The following is a 23,059-nucleotide window of genomic DNA, read 5'->3' as shown; positions in this document are numbered from 1 at the left end:
TAAGCAAAGTAAAAAGAAATAAGATGCACCGTAGCGCATCTTAAATTTTGAATCTTGTGAAACTTAGAATTTCACCAGGGCAGAACCCCAAGTGAATCCGCCGCCAAACGCTTCAAGAAGTAGAGTTTGACCACGTTTAATACGACCATCACGTACCGCCTCATCCAGTGCTGTTGGCACGGTTGCTGCTGATGTGTTGCCGTGTTTATCAAGTGTGATCACGACTTGGTCTAGTGACATCGAAAGCTTTTTCGCTGTCGCTGAAATAATGCGGTAGTTCGCTTGGTGCGGAACCAACCAGTCTAGTTCAGACTTATGCATATCGTTCGCTTCAAGCGTGTCTTTAACCAGCCTTGATAGCTGAGTAACGGCTACTTTGAATACCTCGTTACCGGCCATATGCAGCCATTTATTTGCATCTTTACCACGTTCAGGAACAGGAAGGCTCAATAGATCACCAAACTGGCCGTCTGAATATATGTGCGTAGAAATAATGCCAGGCTCTTCGCTTGCACCAAGAACAACGGCACCCGCAGCATCACCAAACAAGATGATGGTTGAGCGATCCGTTGGGTCACATGTTTTCGACAATGCGTCTGCACCAATCACAAGCACGTTTTTGCACATGCCAGATTTGATGTGTTGGTCAGCAACAGATAATGCGTATACAAAACCTGAACAAGCAGCGGCTAAGTCGAATGCAGGACAACCTTTAATGCCAAGCTTTCCTTGCACCTGACACGCAGATGAAGGGAAAGTATGGCTACTGCTAGTAGTAGCAACGATAATTAGGTCGATATCATTTTTATCAATGCCGGCCATATCGATAGCGTTTTCAGCTGCGTAGAATGCCATGTCCGCAACAGTTTCATCTTCTGCTGCAATTCGACGCTCTTTAATACCAGTACGAGCTACGATCCACTCATCACTTGTATCTACCATTTTCTCTAGGTCTGCGTTAGTACGCACCTGAGATGGCAGGTAGCTGCCAGTACCTAAAATTTTGCTATACATGAAGACTAATAATGCCTCTCGAGTAAAACCGCTTCCAAACGATCGCTAATACGGCTTGGTACTTGTCGTTTGACCTCGTGTACTGCCTCGCCAAGTGCATTGACAATCGCAGATACATCCGCACTTCCATGGCTTTTTATGACAATGCCGCGCAATCCTAGCAAACTTGCGCCGTTATACTGGTCGGGGTTCAGTGTTTTTAGTTCATTAAATAGCCGAGAAAACAGTTTTCTAGCAATCCATCCCTTTATCGTTGATGCCATCATGCTGGTTTTTAGTTTTTCGATAAAGAGTTGCGCTGTTCCCTCGCTGGCTTTTAAGCATACGTTACCGACAAAGCCATCACAAACAATGACATCGGCAACGTCATGCAAAATTTGATTACCTTCAATATAACCCACAAAATTAATTGCGTCGGTTTGAGAAAGCATTTCTGCGCAGCGTTTGACTAAATCGTTTCCTTTAATTTCTTCAGCACCAATATTCAGCACCGCCACACGAGGTGGATGACCGAGATGTTCCTCGGCTAACGCACTGCCCATCACTGCAAATTGAAATAAGCTGTCTGCATCGCAAGATACATTCGCACCAAGATCTAACATCCAAGTACGTTTGCCACTAATGGTGGGTAATGCGGAAACTAAAGCAGGACGCTCAATACCAGGAAGCAGTTTAAGAATGAATCGTGAGAGCGCCATCAAGGCTCCGGTGTTACCACCGCTCACACACGCATCTGCTTCGTTATCAGAGACCAGGTCAATGGCCATACGCATGGAGCTATTTTGGCTATTACGTAATGCTAAGGACGGTTTTTCTGAATTAGAAATTACTTTCTCGCTATGAAGAATGCTTAAGCGAGAACTGGTAGAGGTACCTAGTTGAGATAATTGAGACGTGATCAGAGGTTGATCACCTATAAGAATCACTTTTAGCTCTGGGAAATGAGACAGTGCCTGCACGGCGGCAGGCACTGTTACGCGTGGACCGAAATCCCCGCCCATTGCATCAAGTGCAACGGTAATACTTTGCAAAGGTTCAACCTTACTTGTTGATAACCTTTTGACCACGGTAGTAACCTTCAGCAGTTACGTTGTGGCGTAGGTGAGTTTCACCAGAAGTCGCGTCTACAGATAGTGCAGCTGTAGTTAGCGCATCGTGTGAACGACGCATACCGCGCTTAGAACGAGTTTTACGGTTTTTCTGTACGGCCATTGACCCTACTCCTATACTATTGGGTTAAAAACCTAAAGAAGAAGCGGCTACCACACCAGTTACTTTTTCAGATTTTTCAAAACGTCGAATGGATTCGGTTTTTCTTCCTCAATTTCTTCAGGAATCTCACCAAAAACCATGTTATTTGAATCAACGCTACAATCCGCTTCATCGTGCATTGCGATTTGAGGTAATGTTAAGATGAACTCGTCTTCAACTAGTTGTATAAGGTCTAATTCACCGTACTCATTTAGATCTACCAAATCATAAATTTCTGGTGCTTCCTCTTCTGTCTTCTCACCGTAGTAAGGAGTGTAAAGGAATTCAACTTCACACGGATGTGTGAATACCTCATTACAACGCTGACACTCTAAATCGACTTCGATGTTAGCTTTACCAGAGATAACAACAAGTCGCTGTTCATCAATATCAAATGACAATGAGACTTCTGCGTCGCGTTTTACGCCTTCAGTTGTTTCCGCTAAGCGCTTGAAAAGACTAGCTTGGATGATGCCATCGTAATCTAATCGTTTCTGTGCGGACTTCGCCGGATCAACCGTTCGCGGTATTTTTACCTTTTGCATAGGGCGCGAATATTATCTTCCAAATCAAAATTAGTCAAAGAAAAAGGCAAAAAAGTTGTACTTTTTTACGCTTAATATAGAGAGCATTAGCCAGAATCGATTTTGATCGATTATCCTATTGGAAATGCTTGTGCGAATTGTAATTCAAAATGAAAAATTACCAACTGGTTTTAGCCTCAACCTCCCCTTTTCGTAAACAACTGCTGGAAAAACTAGCAGTGCCTTTTACTTGTTTGTCACCCAACTGCGATGAGACCCCTTTAGCTAACGAAACCCCTTTAGAACTGGTACAACGGCTTGCTATTGGTAAAGCCACTTCTTGTGACACAACCCATGACAGTTTGGTCATTGGCAGTGACCAAGTGTGTGTCATTGACGGCAATATCGTTGGTAAACCGTTAAACCGAGAAAACGCCATCAAACAATTATTGGCTCAAAGCAGTAAAACCATCACTTTTTATACCGGACTAGCTGTCCACAACACAGCAACTAATCATACCGAAGTCGGCTTCGATACTTTTGAAGTGCACTTTAGAGATTTGACGCGTGAACAAATCGAACGTTATGTCGACAGAGAAGAACCTTTTTACTGTGCTGGTAGTTTTAAAAGCGAAGGGATGGGAATTTGCCTGTTTAAGAAGTTAGTCGGCAAGGATCCGAATACGTTAGTTGGCCTGCCTCTTATTGATTTGATCGACATGCTGCAAAAACAAGGGTTAGAGGTTTTGTAGGGAATACAGAAGACTCCAAAGAGTTAATATGGACGGTGTAAGCAGTCATCAAGCTAATGACTTTGCATCTCAACCAGAGATTCCCGACAACGCTCCTTCGTTGCTTTCGGGAATGACGTCGTTTAAGCTCATCCATCAAAAAGTAAGTCATAACCCACTTAAATTCAGAATTCACTGCACGTCATCCTCAAGAGTGAGGAACGAGCGAGTTGGGGATCTCTTTCAACGGTATCGCTGAGCACAAAGTTCTCATAACTCAACAGGCAAAGCTGCCGCCACTCTCTAAGAAGCTTTCTACGATCAAAAAAGCCGATGTATTAACATCGGCTTTTACATAGCTTTTTGCGATGGCGAGGGATGTAGATACGCCTGCCTCTACTTTTTACGCAAACCCGCTAAAACTTTCTCTAATTTCGCTTCCATCGGCGCGTTGATTTCCATCCACTCATCATTCGATGGGTGCTGGAACTTGATGTTCGCTGCATGTAGGAACAAACGGTTCAAACCAACCTGACCCGTGTACGCATCAAAACGGCGATCGCCATAACGGTCATCCCATGCAATCGGATGCCCCGTGTATTGAGTGTGCACACGAATCTGGTGAGTACGTCCAGTAATTGGACTTGCTTGAATTAACGTTGCTTGTTCGAATTTCTCCAATACTTTAAAACGCGTCTCAGACGGTTTGCCGTTTGGATTCACTCGTACAATGCTGTTCACTTCGTTTTTAAGCAGTGGCGCATTAACGACTTTGCAGCTGTTTTTCCACTCACCCATGACAAGCGCGTAGTAGAACTTCTTCACTGTCTTTTCACGGAACTGTGCTTGTAAATGACGTAACGCAGAACGTTTCTTCGCAACCAGCAAGATGCCAGATGTATCACGGTCGATACGGTGAACGAGTTCAAGAAAGCGAGCTTGTGGTCGTAATGCTCGGAGCGCTTCAATCGCACCAAACTTTAATCCACTGCCGCCGTGCACTGCTGTGCCAGATGGCTTGTTGAGAATCAATAGATGATCATCTTCAAAAATGATCTTGTCTTCCAACTCTGCCACTTTGTTTAGCTTCGTGCTCGGCGCGACGTCGTCCTCTTTCTTTTCTACCGTAACCGGAGGAATACGGACAAGATCGCCTGCTTTTAGTTTGTACTCTGCCTTAATGCGCTTTTTGTTTACGCGCACTTCCCCCTTGCGCACGATTCGGTAAATCATGCTTTTTGGGATGTCTTTTAATTGGTTACGCAAGAAATTATCAATGCGTTGACCCGCCATATCTTCGTCGATATCAACGAACTGGACTTGTGTTCTTATTTCGCTCATGGGCGCTATTGTAAACTCAAATCTGTACGACTTCACATTATTCTTGCTGCAAAAGAAACACTTGTTGTCATAAATAGTTCCAAAACACGCCAAGCTTTTGTTTAGATTATTAAAAGTCTTTATCAACTTCTCTATTTGTTTCTCGTCTTTCTCAGTTTGCGAGACTCAAGTGCTTATGAAACAGCCAGTTATAAATTACAAAATTTGAATTTAGCACCAAATTTTCCATCGTTTGCGCTAAAGCAGATTGCTGATATCAACCTGCGCTGCTATAGTTCACAGCTGCTAAGGAAGGTTTGGTTACATTTTGTTCATTACCAATCATTTATCCCCAAGCAATGTGAGTAGGTTGTTGAATGTCAGGTGCAGCATTGGCGTAAGACACATTGAGTTCAACACACTTGTCACTCTACTCCTCGCATATTCACGTTGAGTATCTACCGCCCGATATAGCGGGTCACAAGTTTCCGTTTCCAACGAAACCCAAAAGAATTTGTGATGACTGAAGTGCCCTAGAGCATCCCCTTCCAGCCGGGAGGCTGCAAAATATAAGCCATGGGATCAGGCACCGTGAAAGAGCGAAACAAAAGTGACAAGTTGCAAAGAAATATAAAAGAAAAGACAACGAGAAATTTTCAATGAAAAGAATGTTAATTAACGCAACTCAAAAAGAAGAGTTGCGTGTCGCTCTGGTTGATGGCCAGCGACTTTTCGATCTTGATATCGAGAGTCCAGGTCATGAATCTAAAAAAGCGAATATCTACAAAGGACGTATCACACGTATCGAACCAAGCTTAGAAGCCGCATTTGTTGATTACGGTGCTGAGCGTCACGGTTTCCTCCCTCTCAAAGAAATTGCCCGCGAATACTTCCCAGAAGGTTACACTTACCAAGGTCGCCCAAGCATTAAAGAAGTGCTGACTGAAGGTCAAGAAGTAATCGTACAAGTGGAAAAAGAAGAGCGTGGTAGCAAGGGCGCAGCTCTTACTACTTTCATCTCTCTTGCGGGTAGCTATCTTGTTCTTATGCCTAATAACCCTCGTGCCGGCGGTATTTCTCGTCGTATCGAAGGTGATGAGCGCACTCAACTAAAAGCTGCTTTAAGCACGCTAGAACTACCGCAAGGTATGGGTCTAATCGTACGTACTGCTGGCGTAGGTAAGAGTGCAGAAGAACTTGAGTGGGACTTGAACGTACTACTTAACCACTGGGGTGCGATTAAGGGCGCGGCAGATTCTAATCCTGCTCCTTTCCTAATCCACCAAGAAAGTAACGTAATCGTTCGTGCGATCCGTGACTACCTACGTCGTGATATCGGTGAAATCCTAATCGACAGCAACACCATCTATGAGCGTGCACGAGAGCACATTCAATTGGTACGCCCAGATTTCATCAGCCGCGTTAAAAAATACGAAGGCGAAGTACCGCTATTTAGCCACTACCAAATCGAAAGCCAAATTGAATCTGCTTTCCAACGTGAAGTGCGCCTACCATCAGGCGGTTCTATCGTAATCGACCCGACAGAAGCTCTGACTTCTATCGATATCAACTCTGCTCGCGCAACAAAAGGCGGCGATATCGAAGAAACAGCACTGAACACTAACCTAGAAGCAGCAGACGAAATCGCTCGTCAATTGCGTCTACGTGACCTTGGTGGTTTGGTTGTTATCGACTTTATCGATATGACGCCAGTTCGTCACCAACGTGAAGTAGAAAACCGTCTACGTGAAGCCGTTCGTTTAGACCGTGCTCGCGTTCAGATCGGTCGCATTTCTCGCTTTGGTCTTCTAGAAATGTCACGCCAGCGTTTGAGCCCTTCTCTAGCAGAAGCAAGCCACCATATCTGTCCTCGTTGTAGTGGTACAGGTGTTGTTCGTGATAATGAATCTCTAGCTCTGTCTGTTCTTCGTTTAATTGAAGAAGAAGCACTGAAAGACAACACGGCGCAAGTTCTTGCCGTAGTACCTGTTCCGATTGCATCTTACCTTCTGAACGAAAAACGTCGCTCAGTGAACCACATTGAACGCATCCAAGAAGTGAAGATCACGGTTGTTCCTAACTCTGATATGGAAACACCACACTTCGAAGTGATTCGCGTACGTGAAGGTGAAGAGTTCGATCTGCTTTCTTACCTACTTCCTAAGAAACTGGAAGCAATGAAAGAAGCTGAAGGCAAAGAGCCTGCAGAAGCTGACATCAAGCCTAAACGTATTGAAGAACCAGTTCTAAAAGGTTTCGCTGCACCAGCTCAAACTGCGCCAGCTCCTAGCGCGACTTCTAAGCCTGCTCCGGCAGCGAAGAAGAAAGAAGTGGTTCAAGAAGAAAAGCCAGGTCTATTTAGTCGTCTATTTAAAGCGATTGGTAGTTTCCTATTCGGTGGTTCTGAAGAAGTAAAAGAAGAGCCTAAGAAAGAAGAAGAGAAGAAACCAAGCCGCGATAACAAACGCAACAAACGTGACCGCAACGACCGTCGTCGTAACAACAACCAACGCGATAATCGCGAAGGTCGTGACAACCGCGACAACAAGCGTCGTCGTAAGCCACGTGAAGAGCAAGCGACTGAGCAGAACGAAGCGCAGCAGCAACCTAACAAGCAGCAAAACCGTAACCAGAAGCGTAAGCCAAAAGCTCAGCAAGCTGAAAAAGCACAAGAGCCAAAAGCAAATGCTAAAGTGGCGGAAAAAGGCCTGCAGCTTGCTGCTGAAGCACGCACTGGTTCAGAAGCGAAGCCTGAAGAAAGCAAAGCTAAGCCAAACGCAAAAGCAGAGAAAGTGAAAGAGCGTCGTCAACGTCGCAAACTAAACAAATCTGTACGTGTGAAAGACCAGCAAGCGGCTGAGCAAGCTGAACAGGAAACACCAGTACAAGCAATTGAAGCGGTTGAAGCACCTGTTGAGAAGCCAGTAGAGGCGGCAGCAGAAGCGCAACAAGACAAAGCTGAATCGAAACAACACCGCAACCGTCGTTCACCACGTCACCTACGTGCAAGTGGTCAACGTCGTCGTCGTGGTCGCGATCGTCGCCCTAACCCATTCCGCCTGCGTAAAGGTGGTGTAGCCTCTCCTGAGATGGCTATGGGTAAAGTGATGCCACGCTACATTCCAAAACCAGCGCCTAAAAAGGAAGAGCGAGTGAAGGAAGAAGTGGCAGTAGCAGCGACATCTGTACCTGCAATGCAAGGTGGTTTTGCTTGTCCAGAAATGGCTATGGGTAAAGTGATCATTCGCCGCGAGCAACCTGCAGTAGCTGAAGCGCAAGTCGTTGAACCAAAAGTTCAACAGCCAGTAGAAGCGAAAGTTGAAGCTCCAGCTGTAGAAACGCCTGCTGTAGAAGCACCAGTGGTTGAAACAGTCGTTGCACAAAAAGCGGAACCTGCAGCAGTAGAATCAGCACCAGTAGAGCCAATCATTGAACCGGTTGAAGCACCTGTCGTTGAAGTTACAGAAGCAGCTCAAGAGCCAGTGGTTGAAGTGGTAGAAGACACTGTAGAGCAAGTTGCAGTAGAAGCACCAATCGCTACACCAGCTCCTAAAGCAGAAGTTATCAAAGTAGCAGCTAAGCCACGTGCTAGCGCTCCGATGACTAAAGCACCAGGTCCTCAAGAGCTTCGTGAAATCACGGTTTCAGCAGCACCGTTTAAAGCAGACCGCTACGCTCCAAAAGGCGCAGGTAGTCAAGTTGCAACAAACCGTGCATCAGCACAGATGACAAAACCAAACTTTAGCTAAGCTAGAATTTGTCCTCGCGAACGCGAAAGTGAAACGAAAGGCTGCCAATTGGCAGCCTTTTTTGTTGCTGTGAGTGTTAACTATAATTGTTCATATTAATATCAACGACTGATCACATTTGTGCGTCAATATCCCCTTCATTGTTGAACTTAATCACACTTTTCGGTAGCATTCGCCGACTTAAGTTTTCGACACCATTCTGCTGCTGCTCTTTTTTTACTACTGTTTGTGCTGATAAAAGTGAAGACACTTTACCCATCAGCGCTCGTGCAAATACGAATATGTGTCGGGAGAAATTCATCGCCAAGAGAACTCAATACAAAACATGTTCGAATTTCCTCAATTTTCTAAGCACTCCGTAAAAAACGATGTGCTATCAGGTCTTACGGTTGCGCTAGCACTGGTTCCTGAAGCTGTAGCATTTGCATTCGTTGCTGGTGTAGACCCGATGGTTGGTCTGTACGCAGCCTTTATCGTCGGTCTTATCACCTCTATCTTCGGTGGCCGTCCAGGTATGATTTCTGGTGCAACGGGCGCTATGGCTGTTGTAATGGTGTCGCTAGTTGCGACTCACGGCGTTCAGTACCTATTCGCGGCTATCATGTTAGCCGGTATTCTTCAGGTCGCAGCGGGTCTATTCAAGCTGGGTAAATTCATTCGAATCGTACCTCATCCTGTAATGATCGGTTTTGTCAACGGTCTGGCTATCGTTATCTTCCTAGCTCAGTTAGGTCAGTTTAAAGCGCCAGACATCAACGGCATGCTGACTTGGCTACCACAAGACCAAATGCTACTAATGCTTGGCCTAGTTGCGCTAACAATGGGTATCATTCACTTCTTACCAAAAATCACCACAGCTGTACCTTCTTCATTGGTTGCGATCGTAACAGTAACAGCTCTAGTGGTTGGTTTAGATCTAGAAACACGTACGGTAGTCGACTTCCTACGTACTATGTCTGGTGACGAAGCAGCGACTTTGGCGGGCTCTCTTCCGACCTTCTCAATTCCAGCGGTTCCTTTCACTCTTGAAACACTGCAGATCATCTTGCCTTACGCAATCATTCTTGCAGCTATCGGTCTGATTGAGTCTCTATTGACGCTAACAGTACTAGATGAAATGACCAACACTCGCGGTCAGTCAAACCGTGAATGTATCGGTCAAGGTATGGCAAACATGACATGTTCAGTGTTTGGTGCAATGGGTGGTTGTGCGATGATTGGTCAGTCAATGATCAACGTAAACTCAGGTGGTCGTGGCCGTCTATCAGGTATCGTTGCAGCTATTGCACTTCTGATGTTCATCCTGTTTGCATCTTCTCTGATTGAGATGATTCCACTTGCTGCGCTTGTTGGTGTTATGTTCATGGTGGTTATCGGTACGTTCGAATGGGCTACCTTCAAACTTGCACGTCGTGTACCTAAACAAGATTTCTTCGTTATCGTTCTAGTAACGGTAGTGACGGTTCTGACTGACCTAGCAGTTGCTGTAGCGGTTGGTGTTATTGCCTCTGCACTTATGTTCGCATGGCAACACGCTAAACACATCTACGCTGACACACGCCTAAATGAAGAAGGCTCAAAAGAGTACAAGATCCACGGTCCTATCTTCTTTGGTTCTGCGGCCAACTTCTTAGAGTTGTTCAACGCACACGACGATCCAAAAGACATTATCGTCGATTTCGCGGACTCTCGTGTAACAGACCACTCTGCAATCGAAGCGATCGAAACACTGGCTGAACGTTACGCTGCACTAGGTAAAACGCTTCACCTACGTCACTTGAGCCCAGATTGTCGTAAGTTACTAGACAAAGCAGGCAGCTTGGTTGAAATCAACGTGAAAGAAGACCCAAGCTACAAGGTTGCGACTGACATACTTGCTGGCTAATAAAACTAAAAAGGGATGAGCATCACTCATCCCTTTTACTATCCAGCTTTCGGGCTCTTCGCCCTATCCAAACTATTTGATTAAAGCTTCTTTAAAATCGTTTCCGACGCGTCTTCAATCAAATCTAGTACCAATTCAAAACCTGCATCACCGCCATAGTATGGGTCTGGGATCTCGTCATAGTCAGAATCACCATGACTTAAAAATAACGACACTTTATGGCGATACTCTACCGGGCAAATATCCAATAGATCGGCAAGATTCGCTTTATCCGCCGCCAACACCATATCAAATTCATCGAAGTCCCCTACCGTTACCTTACGAGAGCGCATCCCTTTGAACGAATAACCTCGCTGCTTTCCTGCTTGCATGGAGCGTGCATCAGGCGGATTTCCAGCGTGGTAACCAATCGTTCCTGCCGAGTCCACTTCCACTGAAATACCCAACTCTTTAGCTTTTGCTCTTAATACCGCTTCACCAGTTGGCGAACGACAAATATTTCCCATACAAACAACGAGTAGTTTCTTCATTTTATTCCCTGAATTATCGATGGTTTTTCTTCACGATATGTTGGTCTATCATAGCGAGATAATTCGATGAACCCAAGTTAGCACGGGCAAAGCACACAACGGAATTGAGGAAGTACTATGTCTATCGAAGAAAACAAAGAAGCACGCCATAAGGCTCGCCAACAAAAAGTAAAAGAACAGGTAGACGCAAAAATCGCGGCCGCCCAAGAAGAGAAGGGCCTACTGCTGATCATTACCGGCAATGGTAAAGGCAAATCGACGTCAGGTTTCGGCACGATTGCTCGCGCTGTTGGTCATGGGTTGAAGTGTTCCGCTGCTCAATTTATCAAAGGCACATGGGATAATGGTGAACGCAACCTACTCGAAAAACTCGGCGTTGAGTTTCAAGTAATGGCAACAGGCTTTACTTGGGAAACGCAAAACAAAAGCGCAGATACCGAAGCAGCACAATTGGTATGGCAGGAATGTAAACGCATGCTTGGCGATGAATCAATTGATGTCGTCTTGTTTGATGAACTAACGTACATGGTGAGCTATGGATACATCGACTTGGATGAGGTTGTAGAAGCCCTAAACAGCCGTCCTAAAATGCAGTCTGTCGTGATCACTGGCCGCGGAGCACACCGCACTCTGATTGAAATGGCCGATACCGTATCGGAAGTAAAGAACGTCAAACACGCTTTTGAATCTGGCGTAAAAGCTTTAAAAGGTGTGGATTGGTAATCTATTCATCGTGTAATAAGTAATAAAAAGGGTTGGCGCATTGCCAACCCTTTCTCTTTTGGATTTAGACCGCTGTTAATTAAACAAGCCTTTCAATAGACCATCAACGGCTTCTTTAGTCTTCTCATCTTTGATCTTGTCCGTTAGCTTCTCTACGCCACGATCAATTTCTTTCTGTGCTTTTTGCTTCAACACATCGTCAAAGACCAACTTAAATTTAGGCTCAGCCCATTTGCCAGAAACGTTGATAGGAATAGTGATGTCTTTAAGCTCATCGATATTCTTACCGCCCTGACCTTCCAGCGAACCTACAATCGAGGTGCTGATGGTAAAGTCGACCGTTTCGTTTAGGTAGTTCGCTTGACCTTTACCACGAATGCGAAGAAGTGGAGACTGCGCTTTCATGTTATCGGTAGAAACCACACCTTTGTTCAACTTCAAGGTCGCTGTCATCGCGCTGAAGTCCGTTTTCTTGACTTCATCAGTGCCATCTACGCTCTGGCCTTTGAATCGCGCGTAGTTTTCACGGATAAGCTGAGCGACGTTAATGCCATTAACAGCGCCATCCGCAAAGTTAATCACAACCGTGCCTGTTAGATTTTTCTTGATGCCTGTTGGCGTTAGGCTCTTACCACTAACGTTCACATCAATGTTACCTGTGCCCTCTAGCATGTCGTTATTTGCTACATCAACAAGTAACGGTTGGACTTGCACGCCTTTGATAGATTTCTTCGCAGAGTAAGTGGCTGGCGATTTACGCGCATCCAGTTTGGCTGTTGCGGTGATCGTGCCTTGGTACAACTTAGAGCTGAATGAAGTAAGATCAAATACACCACGATTAACAGAGAAGCTTGCTTTTACCGCTTCCATCTTCGCGTTCGCTGCTTTGAACTTATCAATCGTAATATCACCCTTCACATCAAGCGTTTTTAGTGCCGATAAGTCTGGTTCAACTTCTGGCCCTGCTGCTGGTGCTTTGCTACCACCTGATGCTGGTTTATCACCCGCAGACGCTTGATTATTCAAGCCTAGGAATTCATCCAAATCGATATTAGGACTATGCACTGCAAAACGTACTTTCGGAATATCACCCAGAGTGACATCCGCTTTACCATCTAGTGCGATGGCGTTCGCCGTCAGCTTCTCCAACACAAAGCTCAGGTGGCTCTTAGTTAGGTCGAACGAAAGATCCGAAGCCATATCCACTTTCATTGGTGATTGCGGTAGTGCATCCCCCTCAAAAGTTGAGTTGAGCGTCAACTTGTTCAACTGCACTTTGCTGATGGCTTTATCGACAGTTAATTCACCGCCACCCTGCATATCCAGCTTCATACCACCAGCTTCGCCTTTCAATGCATAGCTTAGGTTGTTGACTTTATCGAATTCAAACGTTTCCAAACCAATCGTTGCTGATTCAATCTTGTTTGTCGCATCTGAATAGGTTGCATCGAAGTTGATGTTTTTCAAAGCGTAGCTTACAAGGCCTTTTGCCAATTTGAAGTCTGCTTTACCTTGCGCGGTGAAGGTTTGCTCATTCATCTCACCTTTCACGCCAAAGTCTGCGGTTGTCCAGTTATCGAAAGCAAACTGAGAAAGGTTTAGTGAGATATCAGAAAGCTTGGTGTAGCTACCGGCTTGTTTATCTTGGATTTCAACATAACCATTTGAGATACTGACACCGGCAAGATTGATCGTCCAATCAGAAGCAGCGCTTTGTGAGTCTGCGGCTTGCTCTGGTGCTGCATCCGTCGTTTGTTCTGCTTGTTGAGTTTGTGCTTTGGTTAATGCATCAATGTTCTTGGTGCCATCTTTCAGTGTTTCAAGATAGAACTCTGCACCATCAAGGGTGACGTTACCAATTTCTAGCTGTTTGCTTAATAGCGGGGTAACCGAGACATCAACACCGACCGTATCGACTTTAAATAGATTTGGCTGGCTAAAACCTTGTGGGTTTCTTAGCTCAGTACGACCCAATTCGAAGCCAATCGATGGGAAAAACTGCCAACTAATATCCCCTTCAATGACTAATTCCAAACCGGTTTGCTTTTGCGCTTGCTCCACAATAAGTGGTTTAAACTGGTTTGGATTGACAAAAATCACTAACCCTAAAATAACAGCCAAGATCGCCACAATTGGGATGGCAATGATTAAGAGCAGTTTCTTCATTCGCTTTTTCCTTGCTCGAGTGTTTTTACAATTATAAGCGCAGACTTGTTTTATCGCCGACAGTTCCACAAAAGCGTGAAAAATGTCCGGTTTTCCGTTGCAACTGACTAATTTAAAAACAAAAAAAGAAGTGGCACCTAAGGTGCCACTTCTTCATACAAAAATAAAGCGATATAGCCGTCTAAAGGCTTAAGCTTTCAGAAGTTTTGCAATGTGCGCTTTAAGAACGTCGATTGCGATACGGTTTTTACCACCGCGAGGAACGATGATATCCGCGTATTGCTTAGAAGGTTCGATAAACTGCATAAACATCGGACGAACAGTCTGTTGGTATTGCTTAAGAACAGACTCCATAGTACGACCACGTTCTTCAACGTCACGCTTAACACGGCGTAGTAGACAGATATCAAGTGGTGTATCCATAAATACTGTCGCATGCATTAGATCACGTAGACGAGGGTCGGTTAACAGCAAGATACCTTCAAGAATGATTACCTTTTTAGGGGTCATTGGAGTGGTGTTGCTTGTACGAGTGTGCTCTGTGTAGCTGTATTCTGGAACTTCTACAGCTTCTCCACGCACCAATTTCTCTAGGTGTTCACAGAGTAGGTCGTGGTCCAACGCGCTCGGGTGATCGTAGTTAGTCTTTACACGCTCTTCCATGCTTAGGTTGCTTTGGTCGTTGTAGTAGCAATCTTCCGTGATGACACCGATTTGATGATCGCCCACTTTCTCGCGAAGCTCATTGTAAATTGTGCTCGCGATCAGACTTTTTCCCGAAGCAGAAGCGCCAGCAATACCGACGATGACGCATTGATTATTATCAGACATTAATTTGCACCCGATGATGATTTTCTAGTCACATAAAAAGATAAACTGGCTGATTATAGGGAGTTCACCCCCTCGTGACTAGCTGGAATTAGGGTTTCGTTATAAGTTTCTGTCAGCTCAGAGGATTAACCTCCGAGCAAACGTTTAAATGTGTAATATTCAACCAGCGTTGATATTAAACTCAGTTCACCATAGTAAAACTGATTGCATCCGGTTTGGCTTTACCTTGCCAATACATGGTGCCACAAACTCGGTCAGCAAGCTGTTTGTAGTAGCCCGCATGCTCACTATCAGGGCGTCTCGCCACTGTTGGGATACCAGCATCGATATCTTCTCGCATAGAGATATGAAGCGGAATTTGCCCAAGCAGCGCCAAGCCAAATTCTTGTGACATTTTCTCTGCACCACCAGTACCGAAAATATGCTCAACAGCCCCACACTGACTACAAATGTGGTAACTCATGTTCTCAACGACGCCAACAACTGGCACGTTGACTTTATGGAACATAGCCGCACCTTTACGTGCATCCGCTAACGCAAGATCTTGTGGTGTAGTAACAAGGACAGTGCCTGTAACTGGAATCTGCTGTGACAACGTTAGCTGAATGTCACCCGTACCCGGCGGCATATCGATAACCAGATAATCAAGCTCTGGCCAATCCGTTTCGGTTAGCAGTTGTGATAACGCTTTAGAAGCCATAGGGCCACGCCAAATAGCCGCTTCCGATTTATCCACCAAGTAACCGATAGAATGAGTATAGATGCCATGAGCAAAAATTGGCTCCATCCATTTAGCGTCACGAACTTCAGGCTTTGCATCTTCTTGACCTAGCATCATAGGAACCGATGGGCCATAGATATCAGCATCTAACAAGCCAACTTTCGCACCCGACTGTGCAATGGCTAAAGCAAGGTTAACAGCCGTTGTCGATTTACCAACGCCTCCCTTTGCTGAGCTAACTGCGATAATGTTTTTCACGCCTTTGACAGCATTGGTAACTTGCGTCTCGAGCGCTTTGATATTCAGTTCGATGTGAAAATCAAACGCTGGAACATCACCCGATGACTGCTGCCCTTTAATCCAACTGCTCAACGCCACTTGGAGTTCGTTGCTCGCAAACGGTAAGGTAATTTGAATGCCACCTTGTGCGGGGATCGTAACCATACCATTAATATCTGCCCAGTTTTCCACCAACTGTGGATGTTGAAACTGGTTAAGCCAATGACAAAAATCTTGTTTTGAAGTGAACTGATGCATGAGGCCTCCTTTATGCATCTAATCGTAGCACCCAGCGGCGAGATTCAGAACCCCAAAAAAAACTAAGGCAATCCATGGTTTGATGCCTTGGCGTTAGGGAACTCATGGGGTAGTATTAGTCTCTATTTTTTATACCTATCAAAAAGCGATTATTAAGTATGGCAAACGATCCAAGAAAACTGCTGGTAACTTGTGCCCTTCCGTACGCTAATGGTTCGATTCACCTAGGTCACATGCTTGAGCACATTCAAGCTGACATCTGGGTTCGCTACCAACGCCTACGTGGCAACACTGTAAACTTCATCTGTGCTGACGATGCTCACGGCACGCCAATCATGCTAAAAGCACAACAGATGGGTATTACGCCAGAAGAGATGATCGCTGCAGTGAGCGAAGAGCATCAAAAAGACTTCGCTGGCTTTGATATTAGCTTTGATAACTACCACAGCACACACTCAGAAGAGAACCGTGAACTGGCTTCTCACATCTACCTTGAGCTGAAGAAAAACGGTTTTATCTCTAGCCGCACGATTTCTCAACTGTTCGACCCTGAGAAAGAAATGTTCCTACCGGATCGTTTCGTAAAAGGTACTTGTCCTAAGTGTAAGTCGGAAGATCAATACGGCGATAACTGTGATAACTGTGGTGAGACGTACAGCCCAACTGAACTGATTAACCCGAAATCAGCAGTATCTGGCGCAACTCCAGTAATGAAAGACTCTGAGCACTTCTTCTTCGACCTACCTCAGTTCGAAAGCATGCTAAAAGAGTGGACTCGTTCAGGTTCTCTACAATCTGAAACGGCTAACAAGATGCAAGAGTGGTTCGAATCTGGTTTGCAACAGTGGGATATCTCACGCGATGCACCTTACTTCGGCTTCGAAATCCCAGGCGAGAAAAACAAATTCTTCTACGTATGGCTAGACGCACCGGTTGGTTACATGGCTTCTTTCAAGAACCTATGTGACAAGACTGAAGGTCTAGACTTCGACGAATACTGGAAGAAAGACAGCACAACCGAGCTTTACCACTTCATCGGTAAAGACATCGTTTACTTCCACTCTCTATTCTGGCCAGCAATGCTAGAAGGCAGCGGTTTCCGTAAGCCAAACAACGTATTCGTACACGGCTACGTAACGGTAAACGGCGCGAAGATGTCTAAGTCTAAAGGTACGTTTGTTAAAGCAAGCACTTACCTAAACCACCTAGACCCAGAGTGTCTGCGTTACTACTACGCGGCAAAACTGAACAGCCGTATCGACGACTTAGACCTTAACCTTGAAGACTTCACTCAACGTGTTAACGCTGACGTAGTAAACAAGATTGTTAACCTAGCTTCTCGTAACGCTGGTTTCATCTCTAAACGTTTTGAAGGCAAGCTTGCTGAAAACTTTGCAGAGCCTGAGCTATACAACGAATTCGTTGCAGCAGCAGACCGTATCGCAGAGCTTTACGAAACTCGTGAGTTTGGCCGTGCGATCCGTGAAATCACTGCACTAGCAGACAAAGCAAACCAATACGTTGACGAAAAAGCACCTTGGGTTGTTGCAAAAGAAGAAGGTAAAGATCAGGAACTGCAAGAAATTTGTTCTGTGGGTATTAACCTGTTCCGCGTTCTAATGACTTACCTGAAACCAGTTATGCCTGCACTAGCAGCGCGTACTGAAGCATTCCTAAACGAAGAGCTAACTTGGGAAGGCATTGCTGCACCACTGACTGGTCACGAGATCACTAAGTTCAAAGCACTGTTCAACCGTATCGATCCTAAGAACATCGAAGCGATGATCGAAGCATCGAAAGAAGACGCTGCGGCAGAAAGGGCAGCAAAAGAGAAAGCGAAAGCAGAAAAGAACAAAGCTAGCCAAACTGAGCTAGATAAAGATCCAATCGCTGAAGAGATTGAGTTCGATGCTTTCGCAGCGGTTGATATGCGTATTGCTCGCATCATCTCATGTGAAGAAGTGCCAAAAGCAAACAAACTGCTAAAGTTCCAACTAGACATCGGCGGTGAAACTCGTCAGGTGTTCTCTGGCATCAAGTCAGCGTACAAACCTGAAGAGCTAGAAGGCAAGCTAACTGTAATGGTAGCGAACCTAAAACCACGTAAGATGAAGTTTGGTATGTCTGAAGGCATGATCCTAGCCGCTGGCCCTGGTGGTAGCGATCTATGGATTCTTGAGCCACACGAAGGTGCTCAACCAGGTATGCGTGTAATGTAATTCGTTACTTCGCGACGAAATTAAAAAATCCCTGCCCGATTCGGCGGGGATTTTTTTGACCAAATTCACACTTTTGGGGAGATTACGCACCAAATTCGTACAGCTTCTTTTTCGTTATAAATATAAGTCATTGTTTTAAATAACTTTAATTGTTGGCATCAAAACTGCTCCTTCATCGTTGCTAAGTCAAAAGCACTAACAAGGAGTTGGTTATGTTTGTTTTGATTTCTACTTTGATCTCAATTGCCATTCTGGCAGGGATCTATCACTTGGCTGCGAAGCGAGAAAAGCAACATGCTCGCAAATATCAATTACTCACCTTATTACGCGATGTGGTTCACCTACTGCGCCGTCACCGAGCGGTGACCCACTACTCTATCCAATACCAACAACATCATGAAAAAGAGATAGAGCAAATTCATCAGGAGTTAGATTATAAGCTGCATCAGCTCGTGGAAACTTCCCGCTTTGAGAACAAACCCATGTATCGCGTGCTGCAAATCAAAATCGATAAGTTGATGGAACAATGGCAGGACAACACGGTAGCGCGGAATCAGATGGAACATGGCAAACTGATCCGTCATAGTTTGTTCTTGATGGATGAAGTTACCATCGCATGGCTCGCTATTGCCCAGAGAGACGAGTTACATGACGAGTACCATATGAACTGGCAAACCGTGATTGATAGCTTAGAAACGCTGACACAGCTTCGTATCAGCATTCAAGACTTGCAAGACAGAGGCGGACCTGAACGGATGAGAAATTACGCAGCGGTAATGATTAGAAGGCTTAATCAATTGGCAGTAATTAGCCCCTTGAGCGTTGCCTCTCCGATGTCTGCAAGATCGATTCAATCCCTAAATGAATACATAGAAGGTGAAATACTGTCACTGAGTGAAGAGGAGTTATACGACATTACCTCTGACTTGTCCCTTACTGTGTTCAATACCTATGACCAGATGCTATCAGACATCATTGAGACCCTTTACCTACCATTACCCAGACTGTCCTTAGCCTAAATCGAACTTCGGAAAAGCAAACACAAAAAAACCGCAGGGTGATACCTGCGGTTTTTATATGAAATCGTTGGACTTCAACAATCGATTAGCTGTCGTCTTCTGTAAAGTTCGTTGGCAGCTGTTGTTTCATCTCATTCCAGATTTGCGCACTTTCCATACCGTAATGACGAATCACCACTGGAAGTTGCTCACGCTGGCCTGTTTCACAGGTTTCTAGAAGCTGGCGGTAGAAGCGCAGTGCTAAATCACGTGATGCAGGGTTTGAGAAGTAGTAACTACCTACACGGTCGTATAGTTTTCTCAAGCCATTAAAAATCAAACCGTAGATCTGGTTGCCTGAGTGGAACGCCAAGCGTTGGAACAGCATGTAGTCGTAGAAGTTGAATGTCTTAGCAATCAGGATTTCCTGACGCTTCGCTTCATCCTTCTCGTTGTCTTCTTTCACACTTTGCAGAATTTTGTCTGCGTATGGAGATGCTGCAATAAAGTCATCCCATGAAGGTGCTTTCACTAGCGCTTCACAAGAGTCGATAACATTTTGAATAGTACGTTCAGACGCTTCTTTATTCGCTTTAAACGCGTAACGCATAAAGATTGGGCTGATGTTAGTACGTGCAGCAAGCAAATCTTCCACAATGTTCGTTGCGTTATCAACATCAAGTGTCATTAGTGTATCCAAAATATGCAGACCTGACGTCTCCATGAATTGGTTCACTTTAGTTGGCTTACCGTGCTGGATGGTCAACCAACCGTCGCGCGCAAGGCGCTGAAGCACTTCACGTAAAGTCGTACGGGTAACACCAATAAGTTCAGATAGCTCACGTTCAGCGGGTAATATTGAGCCAGGTGGAAAACGGCCGTTCCAAATGCTCTCGATTATGTATTTTTCTGCGAAACCCGCAGGGCTTTTAGCCTTAATGACCATTCTGTTTTTATCCAATATTGATTTCTAAGGGTCGATGCGACTCATCATACCACTACTTAACGATTTGCGAAAATTAACGATCAACAAATGAAACGAAATCTCAATATAGAGTTAATACTCTACATATATCCTTAATTTAAAACCCTAATCACTTGGAACCAAACGCGCAAAATTTATATTTTGCAAAAATTAGAACAGCCACAAACTCACGGAAAATAAAGCCTACCCCGTCACATTTTTCTGCTCAAAATATGCAAAATAAATTTGTGCTTTACGATTAATATTCTTTCTTAATTTATCTTTTCTCGTAATTGACTTTGTTTTAAATTCCAAGGTGATTTTTTTTAATCTTTTCGTGGTATAGTAACGCCGTTTTGATCGCGTTATTACAAATAAAAAGCAGTTTTAGTCGGCAGCATCACGTTTTGTTATTGACTATAAAATGCCGAGGTGTAGAGTTGCGGTCGAAAGTGAGCGGTGCTTAAGTTCAGGGGAAGTAACTTGGCAAGACTACAGTAAAACAATGGATTGTTGTTTTTCTAAGTTATTGTTTTAAAAGACTAGATAATAAGTCTAACAAACAGATACTTAAGCACTATTGTAGTGTCTATTCATAATTTTGTTATAAAGAGAATTATCATGCCGATGTCGCTCGGAAATGCCTTTATCAAGAACTTCCTTGGTAAAGCGCCTGATTGGTACAAAGTTGCCATTATAGCCTTCCTAATTATTAACCCGATTGTATTCTTCCTAATTGACCCATTTGTTGCAGGTTGGTTGCTAGTAGCGGAATTTATTTTCACGCTAGCAATGGCGCTGAAGTGTTACCCACTTCAACCAGGCGGTTTGCTTGCAATTGAAGCGGTTGCTATCGGTATGACCAGCCCTGCACAGGTGAAGCACGAGCTGGTAGCGAATATCGAAGTACTTCTACTGTTGGTATTCATGGTTGCGGGTATCTACTTTATGAAACAGCTTCTGCTGTTCATTTTTACAAAGATCCTGCTTGGTATTCGTTCGAAAACGTTACTTTCACTCGCATTCTGTTTCGCAGCAGCGTTTTTGTCAGCATTCTTGGACGCGCTGACCGTTATTGCCGTTGTAATCAGTGTTGCAGTTGGTTTCTACTCGATTTACCACAAAGTGGCTTCTGGAAACCCTATCGGTGACCACGACCACACTCAAGATGACACCATCACTGAGCTAACGCGTGATGACCTAGAGAACTACCGCGCATTCCTACGTTCATTGTTAATGCACGCAGGTGTTGGTACAGCACTAGGTGGCGTTACTACCATGGTTGGTGAACCGCAGAACTTGATCATCGCTGACCAAGCGGGCTGGTTCTTTGGTGAGTTCTTGATTCGTATGTCTCCAGTAACTTTGCCAGTATTCATCTGTGGCTTGATCACTTGTGCGGTTGTAGAGAAGCTAAAAGTGTTTGGCTACGGTGCGCAACTGCCTGATAACGTTCGCCAAATCCTAGTCGACTTCGACCGTGAAGAGCGCAAGACTCGTACTAACCAAGACGTAGCGAAACTTTGGGTTCAAAGCCTTATCGCTGTTTGGTTGATTGCCGCACTTGCACTCCACTTAGCTGCAGTTGGCCTGATTGGCCTTTCTGTGATTATCCTAGCGACTTCGTTTACTGGTGTTATCGAAGAGCACTCGATGGGTAAAGCGTTTGAAGAGGCTCTGCCATTTACAGCACTACTTGCAGTATTCTTTGCGGTGGTTGCCGTTATCATCGACCAAGAGCTATTCAAACCTGTTATCGATGCAGTACTTGCTGTTGAAGATAAGGGCGCTCAACTTGCTCTGTTCTATGTTGCTAACGGTCTGCTTTCGATGGTTTCGGATAACGTATTCGTGGGTACAGTTTACATTAACGAAGTGAAGACAGCACTTATTGAAGGCCTTATCACTCGTGAACAGTTCGACCTACTAGCCGTTGCAATCAACACAGGTACTAACCTACCTTCAGTTGCAACGCCAAACGGCCAAGCTGCGTTCCTATTCCTACTGACATCAGCACTAGCACCTTTGATTCGTCTATCATACGGTCGCATGGTTATCATGGCGCTTCCTTACACGGTTGTATTAGCGCTTGTTGGCTTGATGGGCATCATGTTCTTCCTAGAACCAGCAACAGCATTCTTCTACGATGCGGGCTGGATTGTGCCAAGTAGTGGTGATCTAACTCCAGTTGTGTCAGGTGGACACTAAAAATTTGAGTTGATTAGGAAACTTATCCAAGTTAAAAAGCTCTGAGTAATCAGAGCTTTTTTATATTTTCAGACAGGATTGTAACCGTGAGTATTTTTGCATCACTTAACCAGTTTTCGAAGGGGCGCTTATCTTGGCTCCTGCTCCTTTTGGCCATCATCTTTTTTGAAGCTTGTGCCCTATTCTTTCAACACGTCATGATGCTAGCACCGTGTGTTATGTGTATCTATGAACGTGTCGCTATGATGGGAATTGGTGTCGCGGCAATGATTGGTCTTGTTGCACCAAACAACCCTCTCGTGCGCTGGATAGCGTTAGCTGCATGGGGAGCAAGTGCTTATAAAGGTTTGATGCTGGCGATGCAGCACGTCGACTATCAGTTCAACCCATCACCGTTCGCAACGTGTGACTTATTCGTGACTTTCCCGAGTTGGGCTCCGCTAAACCAATGGGCGCCTTGGATGTTCGAAGCGTATGGTGACTGTGCGAAGATTGTTTGGCAATTCTTTGGCCTTTCTATGCCTCAGTGGTTGGTTGTCATCTTCGCTGGTAACTTGGTTGCACTTGCATTCATCGTGATTGCTCAGTTCTTTAGTGGTAAGCGCAAAAATCCAATTCAGTAATCGGTAATAACTTTTCACGCTTAATACCGACCAAGTAGATCAAAAAAGCCGACCATAAGGTCGGC

Annotated in this window: 18 protein-coding genes; 8 read left to right on the top strand and 10 right to left on the bottom strand. The window is 44.8% G+C overall.

Features of this window, described 5'->3' with window-relative positions; all coding sequences use genetic code 11:
- Positions 1 to 63: 63 nt before the first annotated feature.
- From H735_RS02080 to yceD, 4 genes are read right to left on the bottom strand one after another with little or no spacing between them, the layout of a single operon-like run.
- Positions 64 to 1,014, bottom strand: a complete 951-nt coding sequence (locus H735_RS02080) for a beta-ketoacyl-ACP synthase III (RefSeq protein WP_009707029.1) — start codon at positions 1,012 to 1,014, stop codon at positions 64 to 66.
- Between the two features lie 5 nt (positions 1,015 to 1,019).
- Positions 1,020 to 2,045 (bottom strand): phosphate acyltransferase PlsX, encoded by a 1,026-nt coding sequence (gene plsX / locus H735_RS02075; protein WP_009707030.1) that lies wholly within the window; start codon positions 2,043 to 2,045, stop codon positions 1,020 to 1,022.
- Between the two features lie 10 nt (positions 2,046 to 2,055).
- A complete protein-coding gene (gene rpmF / locus H735_RS02070; RefSeq protein WP_005396978.1) occupies positions 2,056 to 2,226 on the bottom strand; it encodes a 50S ribosomal protein L32 in 171 nt (56 codons plus the stop codon).
- Positions 2,227 to 2,285: 59 nt separating this feature from the next.
- Positions 2,286 to 2,810, bottom strand: a complete 525-nt coding sequence (gene yceD / locus H735_RS02065) for a 23S rRNA accumulation protein YceD (RefSeq protein ID WP_005439592.1) — start codon at positions 2,808 to 2,810, stop codon at positions 2,286 to 2,288.
- Positions 2,811 to 2,959: 149 nt separating this feature from the next.
- Here yceD and H735_RS02060 point away from each other — a divergent pair, with 149 nt between their 5' ends.
- On the top strand, positions 2,960 to 3,541 hold the full coding sequence (locus tag H735_RS02060; protein ID WP_020196394.1) for a Maf family protein: 582 nt from the start codon (positions 2,960 to 2,962) through the stop codon (positions 3,539 to 3,541).
- 375 nt (positions 3,542 to 3,916) lie between these two features.
- Here H735_RS02060 and rluC read toward each other — a convergent pair whose 3' ends face one another.
- A complete protein-coding gene (rluC, locus tag H735_RS02055) occupies positions 3,917 to 4,861 on the bottom strand; it encodes a 23S rRNA pseudouridine(955/2504/2580) synthase RluC (RefSeq protein ID WP_020196393.1) in 945 nt (314 codons plus the stop codon).
- Positions 4,862 to 5,499: 638 nt separating this feature from the next.
- On the opposite strand from rluC, the gene rne reads away from it, so the two are divergent.
- A complete protein-coding gene (rne, locus tag H735_RS02050) occupies positions 5,500 to 8,589 on the top strand; it encodes a ribonuclease E (protein WP_027726713.1) in 3,090 nt (1,029 codons plus the stop codon).
- A gap of 325 nt (positions 8,590 to 8,914) precedes the next feature.
- Positions 8,915 to 10,474, top strand: a complete 1,560-nt coding sequence (locus H735_RS02040; RefSeq protein WP_005439600.1) for a SulP family inorganic anion transporter — start codon at positions 8,915 to 8,917, stop codon at positions 10,472 to 10,474.
- A gap of 80 nt (positions 10,475 to 10,554) precedes the next feature.
- Here the strand turns inward: H735_RS02040 and H735_RS02035 are convergent, their stop codons facing one another.
- Positions 10,555 to 11,004, bottom strand: a complete 450-nt coding sequence (locus H735_RS02035; RefSeq protein ID WP_020196390.1) for a low molecular weight protein-tyrosine-phosphatase — start codon at positions 11,002 to 11,004, stop codon at positions 10,555 to 10,557.
- A gap of 117 nt (positions 11,005 to 11,121) precedes the next feature.
- Between H735_RS02035 and cobO the strand changes: the two genes are divergently transcribed.
- On the top strand, positions 11,122 to 11,727 hold the full coding sequence (gene cobO / locus H735_RS02030; RefSeq protein WP_020196389.1) for a cob(I)yrinic acid a,c-diamide adenosyltransferase: 606 nt from the start codon (positions 11,122 to 11,124) through the stop codon (positions 11,725 to 11,727).
- A 75-nt stretch (positions 11,728 to 11,802) separates the two neighbouring features.
- On the opposite strand, the gene H735_RS02025 is transcribed toward cobO, so the two are convergent.
- The 3 genes from H735_RS02025 to apbC form a co-directional block, all read right to left on the bottom strand.
- Positions 11,803 to 13,893, bottom strand: a complete 2,091-nt coding sequence (locus tag H735_RS02025; RefSeq protein ID WP_020196388.1) for an AsmA family protein — start codon at positions 13,891 to 13,893, stop codon at positions 11,803 to 11,805.
- Positions 13,894 to 14,082: 189 nt separating this feature from the next.
- Positions 14,083 to 14,724, bottom strand: coding sequence for a uridine kinase (gene udk / locus H735_RS02020; protein ID WP_005439612.1), 642 nt, complete (start codon positions 14,722 to 14,724; stop codon positions 14,083 to 14,085).
- A gap of 181 nt (positions 14,725 to 14,905) precedes the next feature.
- Positions 14,906 to 15,982 (bottom strand): iron-sulfur cluster carrier protein ApbC, encoded by a 1,077-nt coding sequence (gene apbC, locus H735_RS02015; protein WP_020196387.1) that lies wholly within the window; start codon positions 15,980 to 15,982, stop codon positions 14,906 to 14,908.
- A gap of 158 nt (positions 15,983 to 16,140) precedes the next feature.
- Between apbC and metG the strand changes: the two genes are divergently transcribed.
- Both metG and H735_RS02005 read left to right on the top strand, forming a co-directional pair.
- Positions 16,141 to 18,201, top strand: a complete 2,061-nt coding sequence (metG, locus tag H735_RS02010; protein ID WP_020196386.1) for a methionine--tRNA ligase — start codon at positions 16,141 to 16,143, stop codon at positions 18,199 to 18,201.
- 212 nt (positions 18,202 to 18,413) lie between these two features.
- Positions 18,414 to 19,220: a hypothetical protein gene (locus H735_RS02005; RefSeq protein WP_020196385.1), complete on the top strand. Its 807-nt coding sequence runs from the start codon at positions 18,414 to 18,416 to the stop codon at positions 19,218 to 19,220.
- A gap of 85 nt (positions 19,221 to 19,305) precedes the next feature.
- Here H735_RS02005 and fadR read toward each other — a convergent pair whose 3' ends face one another.
- Positions 19,306 to 20,145, bottom strand: coding sequence for a fatty acid metabolism transcriptional regulator FadR (gene fadR, locus H735_RS02000; RefSeq protein WP_005439619.1), 840 nt, complete (start codon positions 20,143 to 20,145; stop codon positions 19,306 to 19,308).
- 639 nt (positions 20,146 to 20,784) lie between these two features.
- On the opposite strand from fadR, the gene nhaB reads away from it, so the two are divergent.
- Positions 20,785 to 22,371: a Na(+)/H(+) antiporter NhaB gene (gene nhaB, locus H735_RS01995; RefSeq protein ID WP_005439621.1), complete on the top strand. Its 1,587-nt coding sequence runs from the start codon at positions 20,785 to 20,787 to the stop codon at positions 22,369 to 22,371.
- Between the two features lie 86 nt (positions 22,372 to 22,457).
- The gene (gene dsbB, locus H735_RS01990; RefSeq protein WP_020196384.1) at positions 22,458 to 22,994 is read left to right on the top strand and encodes a disulfide bond formation protein DsbB; all 537 of its coding nucleotides are present in this window, start codon (positions 22,458 to 22,460) and stop codon (positions 22,992 to 22,994) included.
- The last annotated feature ends 65 nt before the right edge of the window (positions 22,995 to 23,059 follow it).

It is taken from the genome of Vibrio owensii CAIM 1854 = LMG 25443 (genome assembly GCF_000817815.1).
Lineage (GTDB): Bacteria > Pseudomonadota > Gammaproteobacteria > Enterobacterales > Vibrionaceae > Vibrio > Vibrio owensii.
This window is presented reverse-complemented; position numbering and strand designations above follow the sequence as displayed.

Coding starts and splice junctions, on each gene's coding strand:
- H735_RS02080 (WP_009707029.1), bottom strand. CDS start 1,014: ATGTATAGCAAAATTTTAGGTACTGGCAGCTACCTGCCATCTCAGGTG.
- rpmF (WP_005396978.1), bottom strand. CDS start 2,226: ATGGCCGTACAGAAAAACCGTAAAACTCGTTCTAAGCGCGGTATGCGT.
- yceD (WP_005439592.1), bottom strand. CDS start 2,810: ATGCAAAAGGTAAAAATACCGCGAACGGTTGATCCGGCGAAGTCCGCA.
- H735_RS02060 (WP_020196394.1), top strand. CDS start 2,960: ATGAAAAATTACCAACTGGTTTTAGCCTCAACCTCCCCTTTTCGTAAA.
- rluC (WP_020196393.1), bottom strand. CDS start 4,861: ATGAGCGAAATAAGAACACAAGTCCAGTTCGTTGATATCGACGAAGAT.
- rne (WP_027726713.1), top strand. CDS start 5,500: ATGAAAAGAATGTTAATTAACGCAACTCAAAAAGAAGAGTTGCGTGTC.
- H735_RS02040 (WP_005439600.1), top strand. CDS start 8,915: ATGTTCGAATTTCCTCAATTTTCTAAGCACTCCGTAAAAAACGATGTG.
- H735_RS02035 (WP_020196390.1), bottom strand. CDS start 11,004: ATGAAGAAACTACTCGTTGTTTGTATGGGAAATATTTGTCGTTCGCCA.
- cobO (WP_020196389.1), top strand. CDS start 11,122: ATGTCTATCGAAGAAAACAAAGAAGCACGCCATAAGGCTCGCCAACAA.
- H735_RS02025 (WP_020196388.1), bottom strand. CDS start 13,893: ATGAAGAAACTGCTCTTAATCATTGCCATCCCAATTGTGGCGATCTTG.
- udk (WP_005439612.1), bottom strand. CDS start 14,724: ATGTCTGATAATAATCAATGCGTCATCGTCGGTATTGCTGGCGCTTCT.
- apbC (WP_020196387.1), bottom strand. CDS start 15,982: ATGCATCAGTTCACTTCAAAACAAGATTTTTGTCATTGGCTTAACCAG.
- metG (WP_020196386.1), top strand. CDS start 16,141: ATGGCAAACGATCCAAGAAAACTGCTGGTAACTTGTGCCCTTCCGTAC.
- H735_RS02005 (WP_020196385.1), top strand. CDS start 18,414: ATGTTTGTTTTGATTTCTACTTTGATCTCAATTGCCATTCTGGCAGGG.
- fadR (WP_005439619.1), bottom strand. CDS start 20,145: ATGGTCATTAAGGCTAAAAGCCCTGCGGGTTTCGCAGAAAAATACATA.
- nhaB (WP_005439621.1), top strand. CDS start 20,785: ATGCCGATGTCGCTCGGAAATGCCTTTATCAAGAACTTCCTTGGTAAA.